Source organism: Paenibacillus sp. TCA20 (genome assembly GCF_000732325.1).
Taxonomy (GTDB): domain Bacteria; phylum Bacillota; class Bacilli; order Paenibacillales; family Paenibacillaceae; genus Paenibacillus; species Paenibacillus urinalis.
The window spans coordinates 25,755-50,649 of record NZ_BBIW01000016.1; the positions used below are offsets into that span (position 1 = coordinate 25,755).

Sequence of the window (24,895 nt, forward strand, 5' to 3'; positions counted from 1 at the left end):
AAAAGAAACCTGCTCGGTTTCATCGGTTAATTGTATATGGAACCATTAATAATAATGGCGCGCCCGCGAGGAATCGAACCTCGATCTCAGGCTCCGGAGGCCTACGTCATATCCGTTGGACCACGGGCGCATGTTATAACTGTCGGTGACAGCAATATTGATTATATCCGAATGTAAAAAAATTTGCAAGAGAGTCTCCCGATTGAGTTTGATGTGAGCCATATATGTACAACCTATAGATGAAGGGAATAATTGAAGGGATAAGAGAATGAGATACAACTTTCAAATTGTGATATTTTACACAAGCGAATAAAGGGAAAAGGCTTTGTAAAATATACTTTTGGACCCCTTGCATCGCACGTCAGATTTAGTTAAAATATACGTGGGACTTAAAAAGTTAACCCGGGACATTTTTAGTCCACCTCAGAGACCGGAATGAAGGAGCTTGCGGAAGTGGATAGCATGCGAACGATATTAGAAGTGCAGAAGCAGCTTCTACCTGATCTCATGGACGTAATGAAGAAGAGGTATACCATTCTACGCCAGATCATGATTTCGGAAGTGATTGGAAGGAGAACTCTTGCGAACGCCATGGATATGACAGAGCGTGTACTTAGAGCAGAGACAGATCTGCTGAAGTCGCAAGGACTCATAGAGATCGAGACGGTGGGAATGAGAATCAGCCAGGCTGGAGAAGAGCTGCTTGAAATGCTTGAACCGGTAGCCAAGGAACTGTTTGGACTATCGGAGATGGAAGAGCAGATTAGAAGAACTTATGGACTTCGTAAGGTCATCGTCGTTCCAGGTGATTCTGAGAACTCAGAGTATGCCAAGCGTGAGCTTGGACGTGCCGGTGCCAAGGCGCTTCTCAGCGTCATGAACGATGAAGACGTTGTAGCTGTAACGGGCGGTTCCACGACAGCAGCGATAGCAGAGCATCTGACCCCTTCATCTTCTAAGAGAGATGTATGGTTTGTGCCTGCACGTGGCGGACTTGGAGAAAGTCTGGAGCTTCAGGCAAATACGATTGCTTCCATGATGGCCAAGAAGCTAGGAGCACAATATCGGCTGCTGCACGTACCTGATCTACTAAGCAATCATGCCTATGATTCACTTATACAAGACTCCAACATACAGGAAATTCTGGATATGATCCGTAAGGCACGCATCGTGATTCATGGAATAGGCGGTGCGATGGAAATGGCCAAACGGCGCAAGCTGGCGCCTCAGACGGTTACTGAAATTCGCGATGAAGGTGCGGTGGCAGAATCCTTCGGCTATTATTTCAATAACGAGGGAGAGGTCGTCCATACGATGCTGACACTAGGTATGCGTTTGGAGGACATTAGACACACTGAGCTTGTTATCGCCATCGCAGGCGGTAAGAGCAAGGCAGCTTCGATACAGGCGGTGCTTCGCTTCGGACAGGAAGATATTCTTGTCATTGATGAAGCGGCGGCAGCTGAAATTGTTAAAGATTTATAGAATTTGATTCACTGATTCGTTGTCTTGATGGGCCCTAACAGGCTTGTCTTGAATATATAAAATAAAAGCAAAACTTGGGAGGAACTTACTCATGGTAAAAGTAGGTATTAACGGTTTTGGACGTATTGGACGTAACGTATTCCGCGCAGCGCTGAACAACAGCGATGTAGAAATCGTAGCAATCAATGATTTGACAGACGTAAGCACTTTGGCTCACTTGCTTAAATACGACACAACTCATGGTCGTCTGAACGCAACTGTAGAAGCTAAAGAAGGCGCGCTGATCGTTAACGGCAAAGAAGTTAAAGTATTTGCTGAGCGCAACCCTGAGAACCTGCCTTGGGCAGCTAACGGTGTTGAAATCGTTGTTGAGTCCACTGGTATCTTCACAGCGAAAGAAAAAGCAGAAGCTCACCTTAAAGGCGGAGCTAAAAAAGTTATCATCTCTGCTCCAGCTACAAACGAAGATATTACAATCGTTATGGGCGTAAACGAAGAGAAATACGACCCAGCTAACCATACAGTAATTTCTAACGCTTCTTGTACGACAAACTGCTTGGCACCATTTGCTAAAGTTCTTGACGAGTCCTTCGGTATCGTTAAAGGTATGATGACAACTGTTCACTCTTACACTAACGACCAGCAAGTACTTGACCTGCCGCATAAAGACCTTCGTCGTGCTCGTGCAGCAGCTGAGAACATCATTCCTTCTACAACAGGTGCAGCTAAAGCTGTTAGCCTTGTATTGCCGCAACTGAAAGGTAAACTGAACGGTATGGCAATGCGCGTTCCTACTAAGAACGTATCCGTAACTGACCTGGTTGTTGAGCTTGGCAAAAACGTAACTGTAGACGAAGTAAACGCAGCGCTTAAAGAAGCAGCTAACGGACCGCTGAAAGGCATCCTTAACTACTCCGATGAGCCGCTTGTATCCAGCGACTACAACAGCGACCCAGCTTCTTCCACAATTGACGCTCTCTCCACTATGGTAGTAGGCGACAACATGGTTAAAGTTGTTTCTTGGTATGACAACGAGTGGGGTTACTCCAACCGTGTCGTAGACCTCGCTGCTTACATCGCAAGCAAAGGTCTGTAAGACCAACGATAGGAATTTAAAATAAGGTGAAGAGGAGAACAAGGCTTTTGGTCTCCTCTTCACCATGATTTTATCTTTAATGCCAGAGAACCGGGGAAACCGGATATAGAAGATTACATTATATAGAGATTATTACTTTTATCATGCTGCTGTTTAATAAAAATGGGCTGTCCACTTTAAGGCCGGACCGTAACTGCATATAAGATGCCGGTGATTGGCTGTGGTAGATAGCGCTTAGGAGGAACGTGGAGATGAACAAGAAAAGTGTACGTGATGTAGAAGTAACAGGAAAACGCGTTTTTGTTCGCGTCGATTTTAATGTACCGCTCGAAGATGGAAAGATTACGGATGATACTCGTATTCGTGAAACACTGCCAACGATCAAATATTTGATCGAGAACGGTGCGAAAGTGATTCTTGCGAGCCATATGGGTCGTCCAAAAGGTGAATTCGTTGATTCTCTTCGTCTGACACCTGCTGCAAACCGTCTGTCCGAGATGCTTGGCAAACCGGTTGCAAAAGCGGATGAAGCTGTCGGTGAAGCAGTAAAAGCAGAAATCGAGAAATTGAACAACGGCGACGTGCTTGTGCTTGAAAATGTCCGTTTCTATCCTGGAGAAGAGAAGAACGATCCAGAACTTGCAAAACAATTTGCAGAACTGGCTGACCTTTTCGTGAACGATGCATTTGGTGCAGCACACCGTGCTCATGCTTCCACAGAAGGTATCGCGCATCATCTTCCAGCTGTATCTGGCTTATTGATGGAGAAAGAATTGTCTGTACTTGGCAAAGCATTGTCCAACCCAGAGCGTCCTTTCACAGCCATTATCGGCGGATCAAAAGTAAAAGATAAAATTGATGTGATCGACAACCTGTTGAACCTTGCAGACAACGTACTGATCGGCGGAGGTCTCACTTACACATTCTTCAAAGCTCAAGGTCATGAAATCGGACTTTCACTTCTGGATGAATCCAAAATGGACGTTGCTCTTAGCTTCATCGATAAAGCGAAAAAGCTGGGCAAAAACTTCCTTCTGCCTGAAGACATCGTAATTACGAAAGAATTCAGCGCTGATGCAGAAACGAAGATCGTCAACATCGATGAAATCCCTGCAGATTGGGAAGGCATTGACATTGGACCGAAGACACGTGCGAAGTATGCAGAAGTGATCAAAAACTCCAAGCTGGTTGTATGGAACGGACCAATGGGCGTATTCGAGATTGAGCCATTCTCACATGGTACTCGTCAAGTTGCAGAAGCTTGTGCAGCAACGGAAGGTTACACTGTAATCGGCGGCGGCGATTCTGCAGCGGCAGCAGAGAAATTCAATCTTGCTGACAAGATGGACCACATCTCTACAGGCGGTGGTGCTTCCCTGGAGTTCATGGAAGGCAAAGCACTCCCAGGTGTTGTGGCATTGAACGATAAATAATTTTGAATCCCATTTGAGGAGGCGATAAACGGTGAGCAGAACAAAAGTCATCGCAGGTAACTGGAAAATGTTTAAAACTGTACCGGAAGCCACTTCGTTTATCGAAGCGGTAAAAGGCAAAGTCGAAGCAGAAGGCGTGGAGAGCGTAATTTGTGCTCCTTTTACGAACCTGCCGGCTTTGGTAGAAGCAGTGAAAGGCACAAACATCAAGATTGGTGCACAAAACCTTCACTTTGAAGACAATGGCGCATTCACAGGTGAAATCAGCGGTTTGATGCTGAAGGATCTGGGTGTAGATTACGTGGTCATTGGACACTCCGAGCGTCGTCAGTACTTCAACGAAACCGACGAGACCGTGAACAAGAAAGTCCACGCTGCATTCCGTCATGGTCTTACACCGATCGTATGTGTAGGCGAGAAATTGGAAGAGCGTGAAGCAGATCAAACGAAGGACGTTTGCAAAGTGCAAACAGAGGCGGCTTTTGCAGGACTTGCTGCTGACCAAGCAGCTCAAGTGATTGTAGCTTACGAGCCAATCTGGGCGATCGGAACAGGCAAATCTTCGACTGCAGAAGATGCAAACGAAGTTATTGCTTACATCCGCAGCATCATCAAAGGTCTGTACAACGAAGATGTAGCGAATGCGGTTGTTATTCAATACGGCGGAAGCGTGAAGCCAGCGAATGTAGCTGAATATCTTGGACAAAGCGATATTGACGGTGCATTGGTAGGCGGAGCAAGCCTGGAGCCTGAATCCTACATCGCGCTCGTTCAGGGGGCGAAGTAAGATGACTGCACCAAAACCTGTAGCTCTGATTATTATGGACGGCTTCGGACTGCGTAACACAGAAGTGGGTAACGCAGTAGCTCAAGCGAAGAAGCCGAATTATGATCGTTACATGGCGAAATATCCGCATACAACCCTCACTGCTTGCGGTGAAGCGGTTGGACTGCCGGAAGGGCAAATGGGGAACTCGGAAGTAGGTCACCTCAATATCGGTGCAGGTCGTATCGTATATCAGGATCTAACTCGGATCTCCAAGTCCATTCGTGAAGGTGAATTCTTCGATAACGAAACACTCGTAGGCGCAGTTCGTGCTGCGAAGACAACGGGTAAAAAGCTTCACCTGTACGGACTATTGTCCGACGGCGGTGTTCATAGCCATATCAATCACCTGTTCGCTATGCTCGATCTGGCTAAAAAAGAAGATATGCACGATGTTTACATCCATGCATTCCTCGATGGACGCGACGTATCCCCGGACAGCGGTATCAAATTCCTGGAGCAATTGAATGCAAAAATTGCGGAAGTGGGCATTGGTAAAATCGCAACCGTGCAAGGACGTTATTATGCAATGGACCGCGACAAACGCTGGGAACGTGTAGAGAAGTCTTATCGTGCGATCGTGTATGGAGACGGACCGGTATATACGGACCCGATGGTGGCTGTCAAGGAATCCTACGAGAAATCCGTATTCGACGAGTTCGTTGAACCAACGGTCATCGTTAAGGAAGATGGACAACCTGTGGGACTCGTGGAAAGCGGCGATTCTGTTATATTCCTGAACTTCCGTCCTGACCGTGCAATTCAGCTGTCTCAAGTGTTTACCAACCAGGATTTCCGTGGTTTCGATCGTGGAGACAAATTCCCTGAGGGACTTCACTTTGTATGTCTTACACTCTTTAGCGAAACCGTTGAAGGATATGTAGCATACTCTCCGAAGAACCTGGATAATACACTTGGTGAAGTGCTTGTTCAGAACAACAAGAAACAGCTTCGTATTGCGGAAACAGAGAAGTACCCGCATGTTACTTTCTTCTTCAGCGGCGGCCGCGATGTTGAGCTTCCTGGCGAGACTCGCATTCTTATCAATTCGCCGAAGGTGGCAACTTATGACCTGAAGCCTGAGATGAGCGCTTATGAAGTTGCGGATGCTTGTGTGAAGGAGATCGAGGCAGACAAGCATGACGCGATCATCCTGAACTTTGCAAATCCAGACATGGTGGGTCACTCCGGTATGCTGGAGCCAACGATCAAAGCAGTAGAAGCGACCGATGAATGCATGGGTCGTGTGGTAGAGGCTGTTCTTGCAAAAGGCGGCGTTGTACTGATCACAGCGGATCATGGTAATGCGGATATGGTATTTGACGAGAACGGCAAACCGTTCACAGCACATACAACAAATCCGGTTCCATTCATCGTGACATCTGAGAATGTAGAGCTCCGCGATGGCGGAATTCTGGCAGATATCGCTCCAACGATCCTTGATTTGATGGAACTTCCGCAGCCTGCGGAAATGACCGGACATTCCGTTATTTCAGGACGCAAGTAAGCTGTTAAACGAATCGATTTGCAATCCTATGCGCGTATAGGGTTTAATGATAGAAGATGCTATGCTAGCTAGCAAAAATGAATCGAAGAATAAAGGAGAGTAATTACTCATGACAATTATTTCTGACGTATACGCACGCGAAGTCCTTGACTCCCGCGGTAATCCTACAGTAGAAGTTGAAGTATATACAGAGTCCGGTGCAATCGGACGCGCAATCGTTCCATCCGGTGCTTCCACGGGTGCACACGAAGCGGTTGAGCTTCGTGATGGCGACAAAGACCGTTACCTTGGTAAAGGTGTATTGAACGCAGTTAAGAACGTAAACGAAAAAATCGCTCCAGAAATTATCGGTATGGACGCTCTTGATCAATTGGGTATCGACAAACTGATGATCTCTTTGGATGGTACGCCAAACAAAGGTAAATTCGGTGCGAACGCAATCCTTGCTGTATCCATGGCAGTAGCCCGCGCAGCTGCAGACGCTCTTGATCTTCCACTGTATGTATACCTTGGCGGATTCAACGCGAAACAGCTTCCAGTTCCAATGATGAACATCGTTAACGGCGGTGAGCATGCGGACAACAACGTGGACGTACAAGAGTTCATGATCCTGCCTGTAGGCGCTCCTTCCTTCAAGGAAGCTCTTCGTACAGGTGCTGAAATCTTCCACAGCCTGAAATCCGTTCTGAAAGCAAAAGGACTGAACACAGCTGTAGGTGACGAGGGCGGTTTCGCTCCTAACTTCACTTCCAACGAAGACGCTCTTGGCGCGATCATGGAAGCTATTGAAAAAGCAGGCTACAAACCAGGTGAAGATGTTCTTCTTGGAATGGACGTTGCTTCCACTGAGTTCTACAAAGATGGCAAGTACACACTCGCTGGTGAAGGCAAATCCTTTACTTCCGCTGAGTTCGTAGACCTTCTTGCTTCTTGGGTTGATAAATACCCAATCGTTACAATCGAAGATGGCTGCTCCGAGGATGACTGGGAAGGTTGGAAGCTCCTTACTGAGAAACTGGGAGACAAAATCCAACTTGTTGGTGACGACTTGTTCGTTACAAACACAGAGCGTCTTGGTAAAGGTATCGACGAGAAGATCGGTAACTCGATCCTTATCAAAGTTAACCAAATCGGTACACTTACAGAAACATTTGATGCAATCGAAATGGCGAAACGCGCTGGTTACACAGCTGTTATCTCCCACCGTTCCGGTGAATCCGAAGACAGCACAATTGCTGACATCGCGGTTGCAACAAACGCAGGACAGATCAAAACGGGTGCACCTTCCCGTACAGACCGTATCGCGAAATACAACCAACTTCTTCGCATCGAAGATCAATTGGGTGAACTCGCTCAATACAACGGCCTGACTTCCTTCTACAACCTGAAAAAATAATAAGCTAACCGCTTAGTACGGAGAGTCGCCCATCGGGGCGGCTCTTTTTTTGGCTTACCCCCAGTGTATGATGCACGATTGCAGTTTAATGTTCGTTCTGCCGATATAGAGGAGAGAAAGGAGGTGCGTAATGGATATCGCAGCAATGTCTACAGTCATGTCCATGACAGCCGTTAAGCAGGCAGCATCCATTCAGGTGCTGAATATGGCGAAGAGTCAAGCGGAAGTGATGGGCAATCAGATGGCGCAGATGCTCTCTCAGAGTGCGCCGCATCCGACCTCAGGTCATTCGATTGATCTGAAAGCTTAAGGACTTTCGGATTGTATATGTGCAGAGCGTATGGTACAATAAAAATATTGTTTACTGCGTGGAGTTACGCACATTTCGTATAGGAGGTGGAAGTTATGGATATCGTTTTGAAATTGCTTCTCGTTATTTTCGCCATCGGTGTAATCGTCGTCGTTCTTCTTCAACAAGGTAAAAGTGCGGGTCTTTCCGGTGCCATCTCCGGCGGTGCGGAACATCTATTTGGCAAAACCAAAGCACGCGGATTGGAACTTGTATTGCAACGGGTTACAGTTGGTCTCGCAGCAGGGTTTATGATCCTTGCGATTCTCGTCGCTGTATTTGAATAATTCAACACATGGACGCTTAGAGCCTTCGTTCCTCAGAGGAACGAAGGCTCTTTTGTAACTAAGGCGATTTGCCTGATTTGAGACTCATATTGATGGAAGGTCCCTATTTGGGTATATACAAAATCCATTCTTGGATTAAATTCGTGTATACTAGGGTAAGATTTTACTAATGATAATCAAGACTGACAAAGTACATAAAGGCCTACTCTTATGTTTCCTAGAGGTGAACTAAATGATAACTGAACAACAATTACTTGATTTTATGCTGGAGACGGCCTATAAACCGATGACGTATCAAGAGCTGGAGCAGCATTTCGGCATCGAAGATGCGGCTGAGTTCAAAGCGTTCTTGAAGCTTCTGAATCAGCTCGAGGACGAGGGAAGAATTGTCTTGACCCGTACGAACCGTTACGGTGTGCCAGGACGCATGCAGATGGTGAAGGGAAGATTGCAGGCTCACGCGAAGGGCTTTGCTTTTCTCATACCCGAGGATCGTGAGCATCCGGATGTCTATATTCATGCAAACGACCTGAAGAGTGCGATGAATGGAGATACCGTGCTGGTTCGTGTAACCTCCAAAGGTCCGGAAGGCGGGCGGCTGGAAGGTGAAGTCATCCGTATCGTCAAGCGCGCGGTAGTACAGGTCGTTGGCGTGTTCCAGAGCCAAGAGGTATATGGGTTTGTTATTCCAGATGACAAGCGTATTAATCGCGATATTTTTATCCCGAGGACGGGCTTTAATAATGCGGTGGACGGCCAGAAGGTTGTCGTCAATATCGTAAGCTATCCGGAAGGTCGTGCTGCTGCAGAAGGGGAAATCATCGAAATTCTTGGGCATAAAGACGACCCGGGTATCGATATTTTGTCCGTCATTCGCAAGCATCAGCTGCCTGAAGCATTCCCGGAGGAAGTTATAGAAGAGGCAGAACAGGCCCCTGACTCCATTACGGAGGATGAAATTATTAAGCAGGGACGCAGAGATCTGCGCGGGCTGAATATTGTAACCATTGACGGTGAAGATGCGAAGGACTTGGATGATGCGGTCAACGTAGAGCGCCTGCCGAATGGCAATTATCGTCTAGGCGTTCATATTGCCGATGTCGGTTACTATGTACGCGAGAATTCCAAGCTGGATCAGGAAGCGTATAACAGGGGCTGCAGCGTGTACTTGGTAGACCGGGTTATTCCGATGCTGCCGCATCGTTTATCCAATGGAATATGCAGCTTGAATCCCCAAGTGGATCGGCTGACCATGTCCTGTGTGATGGAATTCAATGAGCAGATGAAGGTCGTAAACCATGAGGTCTTCACCAGTGTGATCAAGACTAAAGAACGTATGACCTATAAGAATGTGTACAAAATCTTGGAGGAAGAAGATCCTGAGCTGATCGAGCGGTACAGCGAGCTGGTGGACGACTTCAAGCTGATGAAGGAAATCGCGATGAAGCTGCGTGACATGCGTATGCGCCGTGGCGCGGTAGACTTTGATTTTGAAGAGAGCAAGATTCTTGTGGATGAGGAAGGTAAGCCGGTTGATATCGTCAAGAGAGAGCGTACGGTGGCGGAGCAGATCATTGAGGAATTCATGCTGGCGGCTAACGAAACCGTAGCAGAGCATTTCCACTGGCTGAAAGTGCCGTTCATCTACCGTGTCCATGAGGACCCGGATCAGGAGAAGCTGCAGAACTTCCTGGGCTTCGCTGCAAACTTTGGGTTTCACGTTAAGGGACGCGGGAATTCTATTCATCCAAGAGCGCTTCAGTCCCTGCTTGAAGATATCCAAGGCACGAAGGAACAGACCGTTATCAGCACGATGATGCTTCGTTCCATGAAGCAGGCGAAATACGATTCCGAAATGTCCGGACACTTTGGTCTGGCTGCGGAATTCTACAGCCACTTTACGTCACCGATCCGTCGTTATCCGGATCTTGTGATTCACCGTGTCATGCGAGAAGTGTTCGAGAATGGCGGCGCGCTTCCCGAGAACCGACAGGAGTACCTGGCGAGCCGGATGCCTGACATTGCTCAGCAATCTTCAGAGCGGGAACGTGTAGCCGTTGAGGCCGAACGTGACACCGAGAAGATGAAGAAAGCACAGTATATGCTCGATAAGGTCGGAGAAGAGTTTGACGGCATGATCAGCAGTGTGACCAGCTTCGGAATGTTCATTGAGCTTGAGAACACGGTAGAGGGTCTCATTCGTCTCAGTATGCTGACCGATGATTATTATCATTTTGATGATCAGCACATGATTCTTATTGGCGAGCGGACCTCGAAGATATTCCGTATCGGGGATGAAGTGAAGATCCGTGTAGCACGGGTGAATATGGATGAGTACACCATTGATTTTGAAATGGTAGACATGAAGCCCCGGCAGGAGCGCGGACCTGGTGCCGGCTTCGGCGGCGGATCCCGCCGCGAGGGCCGTGACGGCCGCGGAGGCAGAGACAGCCGAGGCGGTAATCAGGGCGGACGGGACAGCCGAGGCAAGGGCGGCAGCGGTGGAAACCGCGGCAAGAATGGCGGCAGAGCCGGACAGCAGGGAGCTTCCGGTACAGAATCACGCGGAGGACAGAGCTTCGGCTTTGGCTCCGGCAAAGGCGGCTATAACTCACCAGGCGGATCCTCTACCGGTTTTGCAGAAGGCGGACGTGGTGGACATTCAGGCCAGGGTAAGGGCCGCAAGAAAAAAACGTCGAAGAGCGGCGTATTCGTTGGCGAACAAGCAGCACAGGCGCCAAGCGGCAACCCGGCTAAAGGTGGAGAAGGCTCCGGCAAGCGCAAGCGTAAGCCTAAAGGGAAAAGCGGCGGAAACGGAATGGCCGCATTTGTCCGTAAGAAAAAGAAATAGAATCCGTATAGCCAGTATGATTAGGTCAGCCAGAGATATCTGGTTGGCCTATTTCTATAGATTTCTTTAAGTTCTCATTGTGTGCAAGAGCCTTCCTTTTACTTTACCGGTTATAAACTGCGGTGGTGCTTCATATAATCGGCGGGGGCAATACCATAATACCGTTTGAACGTCTTGCTAAAGTGGGGATAATCCGTATACCCCGTTCGCTCGCACGCTTCGGATGCGCTGCAGGCCTGCTGCTCAAGCAGTATTCTAGCTTCCTCCATTCGCAGCTTGATGAGATACTGTACATAGCTCGCCCCTGTTTCCTCCTTAAACAGCCTGCTGAAATAGGTTACAGACATCCCCGCCATATCTGCAGCCTGCTGTACGGAGAGGTCGCTTGCATGAAGGTGCTTCCGCGTATGAGCAATTGCTCTTAGAATCTGGTTACGTGAGCCAAAATTGCGTTCTTGCTTAATCTGGTCTAAGAGAAGTGATACATATTGAAGAAAGGCGGCTTCGGGTTCGGAGGAATCCAGCTGAATCGCTGCGCCTTTGTTTGAAAGAAGATAAGATACATCAATTCCCCGCGTCTTAAGCATCTCGCTAAGATCTAATTTGATCTGATTGATGATCAGGTTCGGGGGTCCAGCAGGCGCATCCTGCGGCAGTCCTTGCTCCAGCAGGTGGACAGCTGCTTGACGGGCTGCCGTCTCATCCAATCTCCATATGCTGCTCTCCAGCTCGTTTAGCAGCTCCAGCTGATGAACGACCCATTGCTTCTGGTGAATTAGCTGATGTTTGCGGGACTCGATTTTGTGAAGGATCGATTCAAGTGCTGCTCTGAATTTGTCAGGGCTTACCGGCTTGACCAGGTAATCTTCCACACCAAGCTGCAGTGCAGTCCGGGCGTATTCGAAATCACTGTAGCCGGAAATAATGAGGAACACAACATGGGGGTTCACTGCTCTAGCCTTTTCGATAAACGTGAGTCCATCCATCGCAGGCATGCAGATGTCTGTTACAATCAGATCAGGCTGCTCGGATAGCAGCAGGAGTGCTTCCTGTCCATCCTCAGCCTCACCGACTACCTGATACGGGAGCCCCGAGGACTCCACCTGCTTCGCAAGACTGGCATGAATCATGTACTCATCATCCGCGATAATGACTTTATACATACAAGATCCCTCCTTATTTGTTATGGACGGGCCGGCTGTAAACGGAGTGGCAGTTTAATTTCAATGATGGTACCGGCAGGACCGGAGGAATGAACGCTCAATCCATAATGACTTCCAAAGGACAGCCTAAGCCGCTCATGAACACTGGTGAGCCCGATTCCGCTGGATTGAAGCAGTGGTTCCCATTCTACTCTAGATTCCTCACCGTTCCTGAAGAACTGATTCAGCAGCTCCATTCGATGCTCATCCATTCCTTTACCATGATCCATAATTCGCAGTATATAATTCCCTTCCGTATCCGCTGTTCCCGTCAGACCGATATAGGATGGCGGCAGACGGTGGTGCTGATAGCCGTGAATAAATGCATTCTCAACGAGCGGCTGCAGTGTCAGCCGAACCAGCGGAATTTGATCCATTACAGACTCCTCGATGCAGATATCGACCGTTAATTTTCGGTACCTCGCCTTTTGGATATCCAAATACGCCTTTAAATGTCCGATCTCCTCCCGAAGCGAAACAATTTGATGAGCATTCTTCAGGTTATAGCGGAACAGATCGGCGAGTGAGGTTGTCATTCGGCTGATCACCATTTGGTTGTCGAGGATGGCATGAGCATTAATGACTTCAAGTGTATTGTACAGAAAATGAGGATTAATCTGGGATTGCATCGCATGAAGTGCCGATTCCTTCTGCTTCAGACTCAGCTCACGCTCTTTGAGCTTGGCGGATTGAACCTCGCTTACGAGTCGTTTGAGCTCACCGACCATATGGGAATAGCTGCGGAACAGCCCGCCGATCTCATCCTTGCGCCCGGTCATACGGGTGATAGGGGTAGAAAAATCACCGGATTGTACGCGTTTCATGAAATGCTGGAGCAGCGATAAGGCGCGGCTGATCTGTAAGGAGAAGCCGCCCATAACAAGCAGCGTCACCAGCATAATGATGACAAACAAATATACGGTGGTTGATCTTAGATTAAGGAGCTCGAACACGACGGCATTCTTAGGCTGCTCCAGTGCGACCGCCCATTTGGAGAGAGTGGCCTCCTCATATAATAAAATATTTTCGTTGTTGCCTTCGTATTCATGTATTAAGCCGGCAGGCTCTGCTGAGAATTTCTCCGCAAGGGATGCAGGTAAGAGATCGTTAATTCGTTCCTTGTCCGGATGATACAGGATGCGGTTATTTTGCGTATCGGCAATCCACAGGTGAAGGTCCTCCCTGGATACGTTGCTGCAAATACCGGCAATCTGATCGAGATTCAGATCAACCACGAGCAGTCCCTCATAGAGGTAGCTTTTACTGCTCGATATTTTTCGGATTAATGTCAGCACGGGCTCTGAACCAATATAGCGGATCCCCGTCATATGAAAATCATCCATCTGATCCATGTCCGCTAACAGCAGCCGATTACGCTGCCTGATGCTCCGCATATCGAGCATTTCTTCTGAGCGGCTGTAATCACTGACCTGCATGCCGTTCTTGGCAAGAACGGAGAGCCCGACCAGATCATCACGTCCATATAGCATTTGGGCGAACAGTCCTTTTTCGATGGCATCAGATAGCTTCAAGTACTCATAAGGGGTCATGCTGGTACGATTGATTAGGGTTTGGATATGCGGATTCGAGAGAAAGGGGTAGGTTGAAGTTTCAAGATTAGATATATATAGATTCAGATATTCGCTGGTTTGAGTCACGATTCGTTCGTTGGATGCGATGGCAGACTCTTCAATAGTGCGGGTCGATGCATTGTACCAATAGGAGCCGAGGATGATTACAGGCAGACAGACAAAGATCAGGCTGATTGCAATGAGTCTCTTATTAATAGACAGGCTGGATAAGATATGAACCACCTCTCTTTGCGATGTGAATCAGGTGAGTGCAGGAAAAGACAACTAGTGTAGGATTAACCATTCCTCCCTCACTTACAATATTTACAATATAAGATGTGGATGGAATTACTATAGCGGGGGGCGGTTAAATGGTCAAGCGTAAGAAGGTGTCCGTACTCGTATGTATGCTGCTTGTGTTCTCTGTATTCGCGGCAGCTTGCAGTGGAGGAGGCACGAATGGAGGCAGTGAAGGAGCCGGCACAGATCCAGAGACCAATGGGGAAACGGTTCAGGAAGAGGTAGCCATCACGCTGGGATATTACTCTGATGGCAAGAGCGACGCCAAGATGAAGGAACTGATCGAGAAGTTCACTGCCAAGTTTCCGCATATTAAAGTAGATACGCAGAGTGCGCCGTATGGACAGTTCTATCAGAAGCTCGACACACAGATTGCCGCAGGTAAAGCACCGGATGTCTGGCTGTCGGACGGAGCGCTCGTCATGAAGTATGCCGAGAGAGGCACGCTGAAGGACGTAACCGAGTGGATTGACCGTGATCTGAACAAGGATGACTATTACGGACTGGAGTTCAACAAGGATGCAGATGGACGATACTGGGGCATTCCGCAAGGCATTCAAATCGGGGTCCTGTATTATAACAAGGATCTGTTTGATAAAGCCGGAGTCGAATATCCGACAGAGGAGTGGAGCTGGGAAGATCTGAAGACAGCTGCGACTCAGCTGACGGTAGATGGAAGCGGAAAGGCTGCTGCAGAGGAAGGGTTCGATGCGAATACCGTTAGTCAGTTCGGACTTACTTTTTTCAGCATAACCGAGGGCTGGTTCACGGTACTGAAATCGTACGGCGGCGGCATTCTCGACGAGACCGGCACACAGTCAATTGTAGACTCCGATGGCAACAAAGAGGCGATGAACTGGATCGTCGATGGTATGCAAAAAGGCATCTTCACCGATCCCGTGGATCTGAAGAGCTTCCAAAGTGCGATGGCTGTGTTCCCGAGCGGGTCAGCCGCGATGCGGATCGGCATTTATGCCCGTGTTCAGGCAGCTAATGAAGCGGGACTGAATTATGATGTCACCGTGCTGCCGACAGGTCCGGACGGAAAACGCTTTGCTCCGGTTATTGCGAACTCGTGGGTCATTAGTGCGAAAGCCGATGAGGCTAAGGCTGCTGCAGCATGGGAATGGATGAAGTTCTGGGCTACCGAGGATGAGGTACAGAAGGAATGGGCAGCGCTGGGTGAAGCCGTTCCGGTCAAAAAGTCAGTAGCTAACTCCGATGTATTCCTGACCGCCGGGGAGAAGCCTGCGAATCGTCAGGCGTTCCTCGACAGCTTTGAATTTGCCGGGACACTGGATACCAATGCCGTATGGGAAGAGTGGGTATCCAAATTCAATGAGAATGCAGAGCGTGCTTTCCTTGGTGACGCTACGGTGGATGAGTCACTGACGAAGGCCAATGGAGAAATCCAGGATGTGCTGGATGCATTTTATGAGAAATAACGAAGCCAAAGGAGCTGCCGCGGATGACACTGAGCAAATCGACGAGGGCCGTGCCCAAGAGAGGGCATAAGCTAAAGTCCGCGGGCCGCAGCCGCTACTTGCGATCGGAAGGAAGATGGGGACTCCTGATGGTGTCCCCGTATCTTATTCACTTCATCGTGTTCGTCGCCGGCCCGCTACTTGTCTCCCTGTATTTCAGCTTTTCCGATTATGACATGCTGACCCCGCCGCAGTGGATCGGGACAGAGAACTATAACAAGCTGTTTAACGAGCCGCTGTTCTGGAAGTCGCTGTGGAATACGATCTATTTTGCCATTTTGTTTGTGCCGCTGCAGACGATTCTCGCCCTGGTTCTGGCTGTGATGCTGAATCAGAAGCTAAAGGGACTCAAATGGTTCCGAATGGCACATTTTATCCCGGTTATTTCCTCGTGGACCGTTATTCTGTACGTAGCGGATGCGATATTTAATCCCCGGTTCGGGTTTGCGAACTCGCTGCTGGTGAAATGGGGATTTGAGCCACAGCAATGGCTGAACAGTGAAAACTGGGTTATTCCGCTGCTCGTCATTATAGCTGTATGGAAAGGCATCGGGTACATTATGGTGCTGTTCCTGGCAGGTCTGCAAAATGTCCCAAATGAGCTGTACGAGGCCGCTGAGATGGATGGTGCAGGTGTGCTTCGCAAGTTCAGGAGTATCACCGTACCGCTGATCTCGCCGACGACGTTTCTAGTCATCATACTCAGTACAATCTCCACGTTTCAGGCGTTTGAGCAGATCTATGTCATGACAGGCGGCGGGGACATTGCAGCAGCAGGAGGCCCGCGTGATTCCAGTCTTGTGCTAATGCTCTACCTATACCGTGAAGGGTTCTCGTTCCTCCACATGGGCTATGCCTCGGCGATCGCCTGGGTGCTGTTCGTGATATTGTTCAGCCTGACGCTCGTGCAGATGAAGCTGCAAAACCGCTGGGTGCACTATAACTAGGTGGTTAGAGGTTAGAGTTCGGTCGCTAGAAGCTAGATCCTAGAACCTGTTCACTAGAGCTAATCACTGGTGCTCATTCAAGCTCCTGATCTAATCAGATTAGCAGTAATAAGGTCTTATTTTAAATGATAAGAAGCGTCTTCCTATAGGAAGGAGGTCAATTCATGAAATCCTCTCGTAAGAAATCAGGTAAAATCATCGCTTATATCGCAATCATGATCAGCTCGCTCATTATGCTGGTTCCTTTTGTTAAGGCGATTCTGAACTCATTAAAAACATATGCAGAATACACCACCGTACCGCCGACCTGGTTCCCAAAAGACTTTCAGTGGTCCAACTATGCGGAGGTATTGAAGCTGGGGGATTTCGGCACGCAGACGATGAACAGCTTCATTGTTGCCATTCTGTCTGTGGTCGGAACCTTGCTGTCCTGCTCGCTGGTGGGGTATGCCTTTGCCAGGCTCCGTTTCCCCTTTAAAAACGTTCTGTTCATGTTTGTACTCGGCACGATGATGATCCCTCCCGTGGTTATCATCATTCCACATTTTATCATCTTCAACTCGATGAACATGCTGGATACACTTACACCGCTGTGGGTTATTGAATGGCTTGCCCAGCCGTTCGGCATCTTTCTGATGCGGCAGGCTTTTCTCAGCATACCGGGTGAGTATGAGGAGTCAGCGAAGATGGAAGGAGCCAATCCGCTGCGGATCTACTGGCGCATTTATATGCCTCTGAGTCTGCCGTCGCTCGCGACACTCTCTATTTTTACATTCATGACCAAATGGAATGAGATTCTGGCACCGTCCATTTATTTGAGCTCCAGCGAGAAGTTTACACTGCCGATCGGCATCTTGGGTCTAAAAGGTCAATGGGTCGGCAATGAGCAGCTGATGGTCGCTGCGGCGCTGATGAGCTTGCTGCCGATTCTGCTCGTATTTCTGTTTGCGGAGAAGTACTTCGTGCAGAACCATACGGCGTCGGGCATTAAATGATACGGAACTGGATGTTGCCCGTAAGGAGGGAGAGTAAGGATGGATCATAATGAGGCAAGTCGGGAAGATCAGGACAAGACAAAATCATCTAATTATAATCCGCTTCCGCGTGCTCACTCGCAGCTGCGTACTGACAGGCAGGAGGATGGCATTGTGTCTCATGACCGTTTATTTCCTGTCGCGGCTTTCAGTGGGACCCTGATCGAGTACAGCCTTTCGGAAGCAATGAGAATTACGGCTGAACTTGGTTTTGATGGTATTGAGATTGCCTGTCGTTCTCCTCACCTTCCGCTAGATATGCCGCTTCAGGAAGCCAGAAAAGTGAGAGAGCGGGCAGAGGAGCTGGGACTTGCCATTCCAGCCTTAGCAGGATATGTCGGATACTTCTCTAACTTGACGGTAGAGGAGTGTAAGGCTGCTGTAGAAGATGTTCGGCAGCTCATTCAGATTGCAAGTGTACTGGGCGTCCCTTATGTTCGTGTGTTTCCGGGTGGCCCCAATGCATTTAAGGCAGAGGAGCATCACTACGAGCAGGCAGCCCGGTATTTGCGAGCCTGTGTAGAAGAGGCGGCGGAATCAGGGGTTCAAATCCTTATTGAGATTCATAACCAAACGCTGACAGAGGACGCCGTTAGCGCTATGAAGCTGCAGGGATTAACAGGGGATGACAGGCTGGGATTCATCCATGATGCAGGCAACATGTACATCTCCGATGTTGATTATGGGGCTGAATCGGTTCAGCAGCTCGGTGCTTCTCTCCGCCATGTCCATGTAAAGGATGAGCGGAGAATGGCGACTGCGGGTGAGGAAGGGACGTTTGTCAATCTGACTCGCCACGGGAATGAGGCATTTATGCAGTGCCGTTTGGGAGAGGGCGAGGTAGATCACGCGCCGCTGCTGGCGGCTCTGCATCAGAGCGGATATAGCGGGTGGATTACGCTGGAATGTGCAGCGCCTTATCCTGCGGTCGAGCGCCTTGCTTATGACCTGAAGGAGATTCAAAGATTGATGGCAGAGGTGAAGGCACAGCACCAGAGATAAAGGGGAAGCCGCTAGATTCAGGCGTTACTTGGGAAGTGGTACAGGTGAGATGAGGGATTCAGCAGTAGCAGCAGCATAGGGAAGTAAAAAGAGCTAAAGTGAAGCTGCAATTTTATTGGTGAAAGGCAAGTGCAATTGAAGATAGAGGCGAGGGCGGAGAGCATTTAAGCAGAGTTAGGCGTATTGGAGCATGACATTTTGTAAAAATCTCTTAGTGGAAAGGAGAGGTATGATGTCATCTGTAAGAGGCTTGCCGGGATCACGAAGGGCGGAGAGGTTTGCGGTGATCGGCTGTCAGCATCCGCATATCTCGATTTTTATCGAGGAGATGCTGGAGCTCGGTTATGCGTGTGCGGGCATATTTGAACCAGGTGATCCAGTGCTGGCGAATCAGCTGGCTGCCAAGTACCAGCTGCAGCTTGTAGACAGCAGTAAGGAGCTGCTTGAGCCGGAGCAGGTTCGAATCATAGGGAGCTCTGCCATCAATAACCTTAAGCTGGGGATCGCGCTCGAATGTGAGAAATACGGCAAGCACCTGATGCTGGATAAGCCAGCGGTTGTTCACTGGAAGGGGTATAACGAGCTTGAGGAGCTAATCAATAGAGGGAATATTCAGTTAGGGATGCTGTTAACAGAGCGTTATCGACCTTCATTATATACGCTGCGCGAAATGGTGCTGAATGGTGAGCTGGGAGAGATCATGAGTATTACCATGCGGAAGCCGCATCGGCTGCGGCCGGAGACCCGTCCAGCCTGGCACTTCAACAAGCAGGAGTCGGGAGGCATTATTATTGACTTGCTGGTGCATGACTTTGATCTGCTGCGCTGGCTGACGGGTCAAGAGATTCACAGCATTCAGGCAGCAATGGGCAAGAGAATCCTGCCACAGTATCCAGACTTTTACGATACGGCCGCTGTTCAAACCGTACTGGATGGCGGGGTAAGTGCTCAGCTGTATGCGGATTGGCATGCCCCGGAGAAATGCTGGACTTGGGGAGATGGACGCATCTTCGTGACAGGCACCTTGGGGAGCGCCGAAATTCGGCTCGCAGGTGATCCGGCAGCGAAGCTGGATGGTGAAGAGGAGCTGCTGCTCGTGATGACCCATGAGGAGCCCTTGCAGCAAGTGCCGCTGCGTATGCCTCCTGTTCGCATCGTGGAGGATTTTATAAACCGGATTGAGGGGAAGCCGCATGAATTTACGCATGAGGATCTCTTGGCAGCTACAAGAGCCACACTGCTGGCAGATGAGCAGGCAGAGCGGGTCCATGTTTACTCTAAAAAGGAACATATAAAGAAAGGGTGAGTGGTTATGTCAGCAGGAATGATGCCTGTGAGATATGGGATTGTGGGCTGCGGAATTATTGCCGAGGTTCATGCCAGTGAGATCGCAAAGCTAGCGGAAGCAGAGCTTGTCGCGGTATGTGATGTGAATCCGGATCAGGCAGCGCGATTCGCTGCACAATATGGGGCAGCCGCATACTCGAATCTGGATGAGTTATTAGCAAGGCCCGACATCGAAGTGGTATCCATCTGTACACCCAGCGGACTGCACGAGGAGCAGGTCGTTCGAGCGGCAAGAGCGGGTAAACACATCCTTGTCGAGAAGCCGATGGCGATCCAGATGGAAGGCGTAGAGCGCATGATTGAAGCCTGTGAGCAGGAGGAAGTTCTGCTTGCTACCGTATTTCCCCGCCGCATGTCACCGCAAGCACAGTATGCGAAACAGCTTATTGCCTCTGGTGCGCTTGGCAAGCTGAGTCTGTGTTCCGCCTACGTGAAGATCTATCGGAGTCAGGCTTATTATGACAGTGCGGGATGGCGTGGAACATGGGCGATGGACGGAGGCGGAGCCATGATGAATCAGGGCATACATACCGTGGATATGCTCCAGTGGCTGGCAGGCCCAGTTGCTTCGCTTGAGGGAAGAGCCCGAAATGTGCTGCGAGATATTGAGGTGGAGGACACGGTAACCTCACTGCTCCAATATGAAAATGGTGCGATGGGTGTACTGGAGATTACGACAACCGCTTATAAAGGGAAGGGTCAGCGTTTAGAGCTATATGGCGAAACGGGCACACTGATCATTGAAGAGGATGATATTGTAATGCTGGAGCTGGATGGAGCAGAGGTTACACTGCCGGAGTTTGCCCCTTTTGCCGTCATTCCAGACGGGCATCGGGAGCAGCTTCGAGATTTGGCTTATGCAGTGCGTGAAGGACGTACACCGGTGGTACCGGGGACAGAGGGAAGGCATTCGCTGGAGATTATTTTGGGGACGTATGCATCCTCGCGTCTGAAGCAGGAGATTAAGCTCAAAGAGCATTTTTCAATGGTGTAGGGGAGCAGCAGGAATGCAAAATTGAAATGGAATCCTCATTAGGCTGTTAGGAAGAAAGGCGGGTGAGAGGGTGAGTGAGCTCATGATTACACCAGTATTTCAAACGCATGCAGATCAGCTGAAGGTCAGCATATATGCAACACGCGAAGAGATGGGGAAGGCGGCTGCCGCAGAGGCCGTTCGTTCTTTACAGCAGCGGCTACGCATACAGGACCGGGTGAGAGTTATTTTTGCTGCAGCTCCATCGCAAAATGAATTTTTGCAAGCGCTTATGGAAGCAGCCGATGTGGAGTGGGGCAGGGTGGAAGCTTTTCATATGGATGAGTATATCGGGTTGTCCCGCACGGCAGAACAAAGCTTTGCCAGATTTGTAGAGGAGCGGGTCATACAGGCGGCAGAACCGGGGCTAAACGCATGGCATCCACTAGACGGGAAGGCGGAACCGGCAGCGGAGTGCCGCAGGTATGAAGGGCTCTTGAGGGAGAGACCGATTGACTTTGTATTTATGGGAATTGGTGAGAACGGCCATATTGCCTTCAACGATCCTCCGGTGGCTGATTTTTCAGATCAGGCTTGGGTGAAGCCGGTGGAGCTGGATGAGGCGTGCAGGCAGCAGCAGGTGAATGATGGCTGCTTTCCGAGCTTCGACGAAGTACCCACCTATGCGCTTACATTGACGGTGCCCGCACTCATGTCCGGAACAGAGCTGTTCTGTATGGTACCAGGACCAACCAAAAAGCAGGCGGTATATAACACGGTGAACGGTAAGATTAGCGAAGCTTGTCCGGCCAGCATTTTAAGAACCCACCCGAGGTGTACTTTGTATGTAGATTTGGCAGCTTGGGGTGAAATGAATGAACATGAATCCCCTTTAAAATAAAGAGTGTATTTAAGCGGAGACATAGCCTTTTACAGCTAATTTTCCATGTTATCGAGCGTCGTTAAGACGCTTTTTTATATGAGAAGGAGGTTAGTCTAGATGGTTAACACGCGATATACGGAAGCTGTGCATTATGCCACTGGGGAACGAATCAGGGTGGAGATGACAGATGATAGCTTGGCCGCTCTAGCAGGTATGAATAATGAAACGGTCTATTTCGCGCCAGGTCTAGTTGATCTGCAGGTAAATGGATACATGGGTATTGATTTTAATAGCCCAGATCTTACGGTGGAGCAGGTTCACCAAGTAACTAGACTGTTACAAGCCGTTGGTGTCGTCAAATACTGCCCGACTGTAATTACAAACAGTGAAGAAGCAATGAGTCAGTCCTTGCGAGTAATTGCGGCAGCCTGTGCAGTAAATGAGATCACAAGGAGGAGCATAGCGGGGGTGCATTTGGAAGGTCCTTTTATCTCACCAGAGGACGGCCCCAGGGGAGCACACCCAGCGGAATTTGTGACTGCACCGGATATAGATCTGTTTCAGCGCCTGCAGAGTGCTGCCACAGGGATGATCCGGATTGTGACGATGTCACCCGAGTGGGCTGGGAGCCAGCTGTTTATAGAGCAGTGTGTGCAGGAAGGAATCATTGTATCCATAGGGCATACAGCGGCGAGCAGTCAGCAGATTTTTGAGGCCGTAAGAGCCGGGGCGCTGATGTCTACTCATCTTGGCAATGGGGCACATCTGATGCTTCCGAGACATCCCAACTACATATGGGAGCAGCTAGCCGCTGATGAGCTGTACACCTGCTTTATTGCGGATGGATTTCATTTGCCGGATGCGGTCCAGAAGGTCATTATGCGTGTAAAAAAGGAAAAGGCCATACTTGTCAGCGATGCGGCCCATTTGGCGGGTTTACCGGCAGGGGATTATCAGACGCATATTGGTGGAAGAGTAACACTGACGGAATTAGGAAAGCTTCATTTGACCGCTCAGCCGGAGCTGCTTGCCGGATCGGCTCAAATGCTGATTCAGGGGATCAGCCGATTGGTTCGCAAGGGGTTGTGTACGCTCGAGGAAGCGTGGAATATGGGGTCTGTTCAACCTTGGAGACTGCTGAATAACTACAGTGAAGCTCAGCCGGAGCTTGAGCCGAGTGTTCTTTTTACAATGCGAGATGGGGAAGTGCAAGTGCTTCAAACCGCTGGCAGCGGGGTACAACGCATATAGGGGTTTGTTACCTTGATTTCTCATCATAGAATTTGATACAATGAAGTCCGGAAATGATTGTTATTTCCCGCAGTCTTATAGACGAAATGACCGTCAGTGCTTGCTACAATACGATACGAAGAGGTGAAGAGAACATGGCGAAGAAGAATGACGGCAAGGTATTAGCGCAGAATAAGAAGGCTTCCCATGACTATTTCATCGAGGATACGTATGAAGCAGGAATGGTGCTGACTGGGACAGAGATTAAGTCTCTGCGGAATGGGCGTGCGAATATTGGAGATGCGTTTGCGACCATTCGGAACGGCGAGATCCATATTCATAACATGCATATCAGCCCGTTCGAACAAGGGAACCGCAATAACCCTGATGATCCTACACGTACGCGTAAGCTGCTCTTGCACAAGGCACAGATTAACAAGCTGCTGGGTCTGTCGAAGCAGGAGGGATACTCCATCGTACCGCTCAAGATTTATGTTCGTAATGGATATGCGAAGCTGCTGCTTGGACTGGGTAAAGGTAAGAAGCAATATGATAAACGTGACACCGCCGCGAAGCGGGATGCACAGCGTGATATCCAGCGTGCACTGCGCGAGAAGCAGAAGATTGCTCGGTAAGTTGATTTGGAGTGAAGTGATAATTAATGTCTGAGTTAGCTCTGTTGCAGCTGGTCAGAATAGGTTAGGTATGACGCGCTTTTCCAACTCTCTCCTTGTTTACCTGCAAGTTATAGATTGGAGTAAGTCGCATTATATATACTTTTGTGATATACTAAGGAAGTACGAGAGAGAACAAGTGCTCTGGTATAACCAATTGCTTCTAGTCATCCTTTCACCATGGAGGGGAAGGATGCGGAATAGATCTACTGGTGCTCTTATTGATCCGATCTATCCAGGAGGCCCTTTATAACAAGGGGGCGTTTTTGGATTCGACGGGGATAGTTCGAGCATGAGTAGCGGGTAGTGGGGACGCGTCCGCTTCATCAACGCTAAAGCCTATTAAACGGCAAACAACAAAACAACTACGCTTTCGCAGCTTAATAACCTGCGTGCGTGCTCTCGCTCTGTATCGCCCATGTACCGGGATGAGGGCCCAACTTTAGTGGGATACGCTGTCTAGTCTCCGCCTGCGGCTAGCTGAAGAAGACAAACAGGCTGACCCAACGTAGAGCCGGTTACGGGGCGCTACTCGGGTGACATCAAAACTGTGACTACACCCGTAGAAGCTTATGTGGCGTTATCTTCGGACAGGGGTTCGACTCCCCTCGCCTCCATATGTCAAATCCACAACCGAATCTGGTTGTGGATTTTTGCTGTCTAAGAGCTTCCAACTTCTAAATATATCAAAACTTTTCTTTCCACTATCATGATTTCTGAAAAGTTTTAAGTTTCACTTGTCGGCTATTTTTCATGATCGTGGCAAGTTTGATTAATGCCTGAGCTAGTTCGGTTTATTGTGAGAAGAATGATGGATGCATCATCAACTGCTATTTTAAAAAATAGCAGTTGATTTATCCTTGATATGAGTGTAGTATTGGGCTATAAGGTAATTGTTTGCAATAGCAAAAAGGAACGTGCACATCAAGCAGTGCAAGTTCCTTTTGAAAAAAATGGATCACGCGCAAACTCAGGCGCTGCGAGTGAATTTTTAATAATTTTACTGATAATTAATTAT

At 49.0% G+C, this 24,895-nt stretch carries 20 protein-coding genes, 1 tRNA gene and 1 other RNA gene; 19 read left to right on the top strand and 3 right to left on the bottom strand.

The features are described 5' to 3' along the window. Window positions 1-55: 55 nt before the first annotated feature. Window positions 56-130: transfer RNA gene (locus TCA2_RS22775), tRNA-Arg, on the bottom strand. A 332-nt stretch (window positions 131-462) separates the two neighbouring features. Here TCA2_RS22775 and TCA2_RS22780 point away from each other — a divergent pair. The 9 genes from TCA2_RS22780 (at window position 463) to rnr (ending at window position 11,230) form a co-directional block, all read left to right on the top strand. After that, window positions 463-1,485 carry a sugar-binding transcriptional regulator gene (locus tag TCA2_RS22780; RefSeq protein WP_047913959.1) on the top strand — a complete coding sequence of 341 codons (1,023 nt, stop codon included), beginning with the start codon at window positions 463-465 and terminating at the stop codon, window positions 1,483-1,485. A gap of 91 nt (window positions 1,486-1,576) precedes the next feature. Then, the gene (gene gap, locus TCA2_RS22785) at window positions 1,577-2,581 is read left to right on the top strand and encodes a type I glyceraldehyde-3-phosphate dehydrogenase (RefSeq protein WP_047913901.1); all 1,005 of its coding nucleotides are present in this window, start codon (window positions 1,577-1,579) and stop codon (window positions 2,579-2,581) included. A gap of 251 nt (window positions 2,582-2,832) precedes the next feature. Then, window positions 2,833-4,014: a phosphoglycerate kinase gene (gene pgk, locus TCA2_RS22790; RefSeq protein ID WP_047913902.1), complete on the top strand. Its 1,182-nt coding sequence runs from the start codon at window positions 2,833-2,835 to the stop codon at window positions 4,012-4,014. Between the two features lie 31 nt (window positions 4,015-4,045). Beyond that, on the top strand, window positions 4,046-4,801 hold the full coding sequence (gene tpiA / locus TCA2_RS22795) for a triose-phosphate isomerase (RefSeq protein WP_081872774.1): 756 nt from the start codon (window positions 4,046-4,048) through the stop codon (window positions 4,799-4,801). A gap of 1 nt (window position 4,802) precedes the next feature. Then, on the top strand, window positions 4,803-6,347 hold the full coding sequence (gpmI, locus tag TCA2_RS22800; RefSeq protein ID WP_047913903.1) for a 2,3-bisphosphoglycerate-independent phosphoglycerate mutase: 1,545 nt from the start codon (window positions 4,803-4,805) through the stop codon (window positions 6,345-6,347). A gap of 109 nt (window positions 6,348-6,456) precedes the next feature. Next, entirely contained in the window at window positions 6,457-7,743 is a 1,287-nt protein-coding gene (gene eno / locus TCA2_RS22805; RefSeq protein WP_047913904.1) for a phosphopyruvate hydratase, read from the top strand. Between the two features lie 130 nt (window positions 7,744-7,873). Then, complete coding sequence (locus TCA2_RS22810) at window positions 7,874-8,053, top strand: YjfB family protein (protein ID WP_047913905.1); 180 nt, start codon at window positions 7,874-7,876, stop codon at window positions 8,051-8,053. A gap of 95 nt (window positions 8,054-8,148) precedes the next feature. Further along, the gene (gene secG, locus TCA2_RS22815; protein ID WP_047913906.1) at window positions 8,149-8,379 is read left to right on the top strand and encodes a preprotein translocase subunit SecG; all 231 of its coding nucleotides are present in this window, start codon (window positions 8,149-8,151) and stop codon (window positions 8,377-8,379) included. 232 nt (window positions 8,380-8,611) lie between these two features. Next, window positions 8,612-11,230 carry a ribonuclease R gene (gene rnr / locus TCA2_RS22820; RefSeq protein ID WP_047913907.1) on the top strand — a complete coding sequence of 873 codons (2,619 nt, stop codon included), beginning with the start codon at window positions 8,612-8,614 and terminating at the stop codon, window positions 11,228-11,230. Window positions 11,231-11,340: 110 nt separating this feature from the next. Here the strand turns inward: rnr and TCA2_RS22825 are convergent, their stop codons facing one another. Both TCA2_RS22825 and TCA2_RS22830 read right to left on the bottom strand, forming a co-directional pair. Continuing rightward, window positions 11,341-12,393 carry a response regulator gene (locus TCA2_RS22825; RefSeq protein WP_047913908.1) on the bottom strand — a complete coding sequence of 351 codons (1,053 nt, stop codon included), beginning with the start codon at window positions 12,391-12,393 and terminating at the stop codon, window positions 11,341-11,343. Window positions 12,394-12,413: 20 nt separating this feature from the next. Beyond that, entirely contained in the window at window positions 12,414-14,246 is a 1,833-nt protein-coding gene (locus TCA2_RS22830; RefSeq protein ID WP_047913909.1) for a sensor histidine kinase, read from the bottom strand. A 128-nt stretch (window positions 14,247-14,374) separates the two neighbouring features. Between TCA2_RS22830 and TCA2_RS22835 the strand changes: the two genes are divergently transcribed. The 10 genes from TCA2_RS22835 (at window position 14,375) to ssrA (ending at window position 24,497) form a co-directional block, all read left to right on the top strand. Continuing rightward, window positions 14,375-15,748, top strand: a complete 1,374-nt coding sequence (locus TCA2_RS22835) for a sugar ABC transporter substrate-binding protein (RefSeq protein ID WP_047913910.1) — start codon at window positions 14,375-14,377, stop codon at window positions 15,746-15,748. 23 nt (window positions 15,749-15,771) lie between these two features. Next, entirely contained in the window at window positions 15,772-16,734 is a 963-nt protein-coding gene (locus TCA2_RS22840; protein WP_047913911.1) for a carbohydrate ABC transporter permease, read from the top strand. 164 nt (window positions 16,735-16,898) lie between these two features. Next, a complete protein-coding gene (locus tag TCA2_RS22845) occupies window positions 16,899-17,729 on the top strand; it encodes a carbohydrate ABC transporter permease (RefSeq protein WP_047913912.1) in 831 nt (276 codons plus the stop codon). A gap of 39 nt (window positions 17,730-17,768) precedes the next feature. Continuing rightward, window positions 17,769-18,770, top strand: a complete 1,002-nt coding sequence (locus TCA2_RS22850) for a sugar phosphate isomerase/epimerase (RefSeq protein ID WP_081872776.1) — start codon at window positions 17,769-17,771, stop codon at window positions 18,768-18,770. Window positions 18,771-18,999: 229 nt separating this feature from the next. Beyond that, window positions 19,000-20,076, top strand: a complete 1,077-nt coding sequence (locus tag TCA2_RS22855) for a Gfo/Idh/MocA family protein (RefSeq protein ID WP_238546491.1) — start codon at window positions 19,000-19,002, stop codon at window positions 20,074-20,076. 6 nt (window positions 20,077-20,082) lie between these two features. Further along, the gene (locus tag TCA2_RS22860; RefSeq protein WP_052512274.1) at window positions 20,083-21,111 is read left to right on the top strand and encodes a Gfo/Idh/MocA family protein; all 1,029 of its coding nucleotides are present in this window, start codon (window positions 20,083-20,085) and stop codon (window positions 21,109-21,111) included. A gap of 82 nt (window positions 21,112-21,193) precedes the next feature. Then, window positions 21,194-21,991 carry a glucosamine-6-phosphate deaminase gene (locus TCA2_RS22865; RefSeq protein ID WP_081872780.1) on the top strand — a complete coding sequence of 266 codons (798 nt, stop codon included), beginning with the start codon at window positions 21,194-21,196 and terminating at the stop codon, window positions 21,989-21,991. Between the two features lie 99 nt (window positions 21,992-22,090). After that, a complete protein-coding gene (locus TCA2_RS22870; protein WP_052512275.1) occupies window positions 22,091-23,224 on the top strand; it encodes an N-acetylglucosamine-6-phosphate deacetylase in 1,134 nt (377 codons plus the stop codon). Between the two features lie 134 nt (window positions 23,225-23,358). Then, complete coding sequence (gene smpB / locus TCA2_RS22875) at window positions 23,359-23,838, top strand: SsrA-binding protein SmpB (RefSeq protein ID WP_047913914.1); 480 nt, start codon at window positions 23,359-23,361, stop codon at window positions 23,836-23,838. Window positions 23,839-24,133: 295 nt separating this feature from the next. Beyond that, window positions 24,134-24,497: a transfer-messenger RNA gene (ssrA, locus tag TCA2_RS26785) on the top strand. Window positions 24,498-24,895 lie beyond the last annotated feature (398 nt).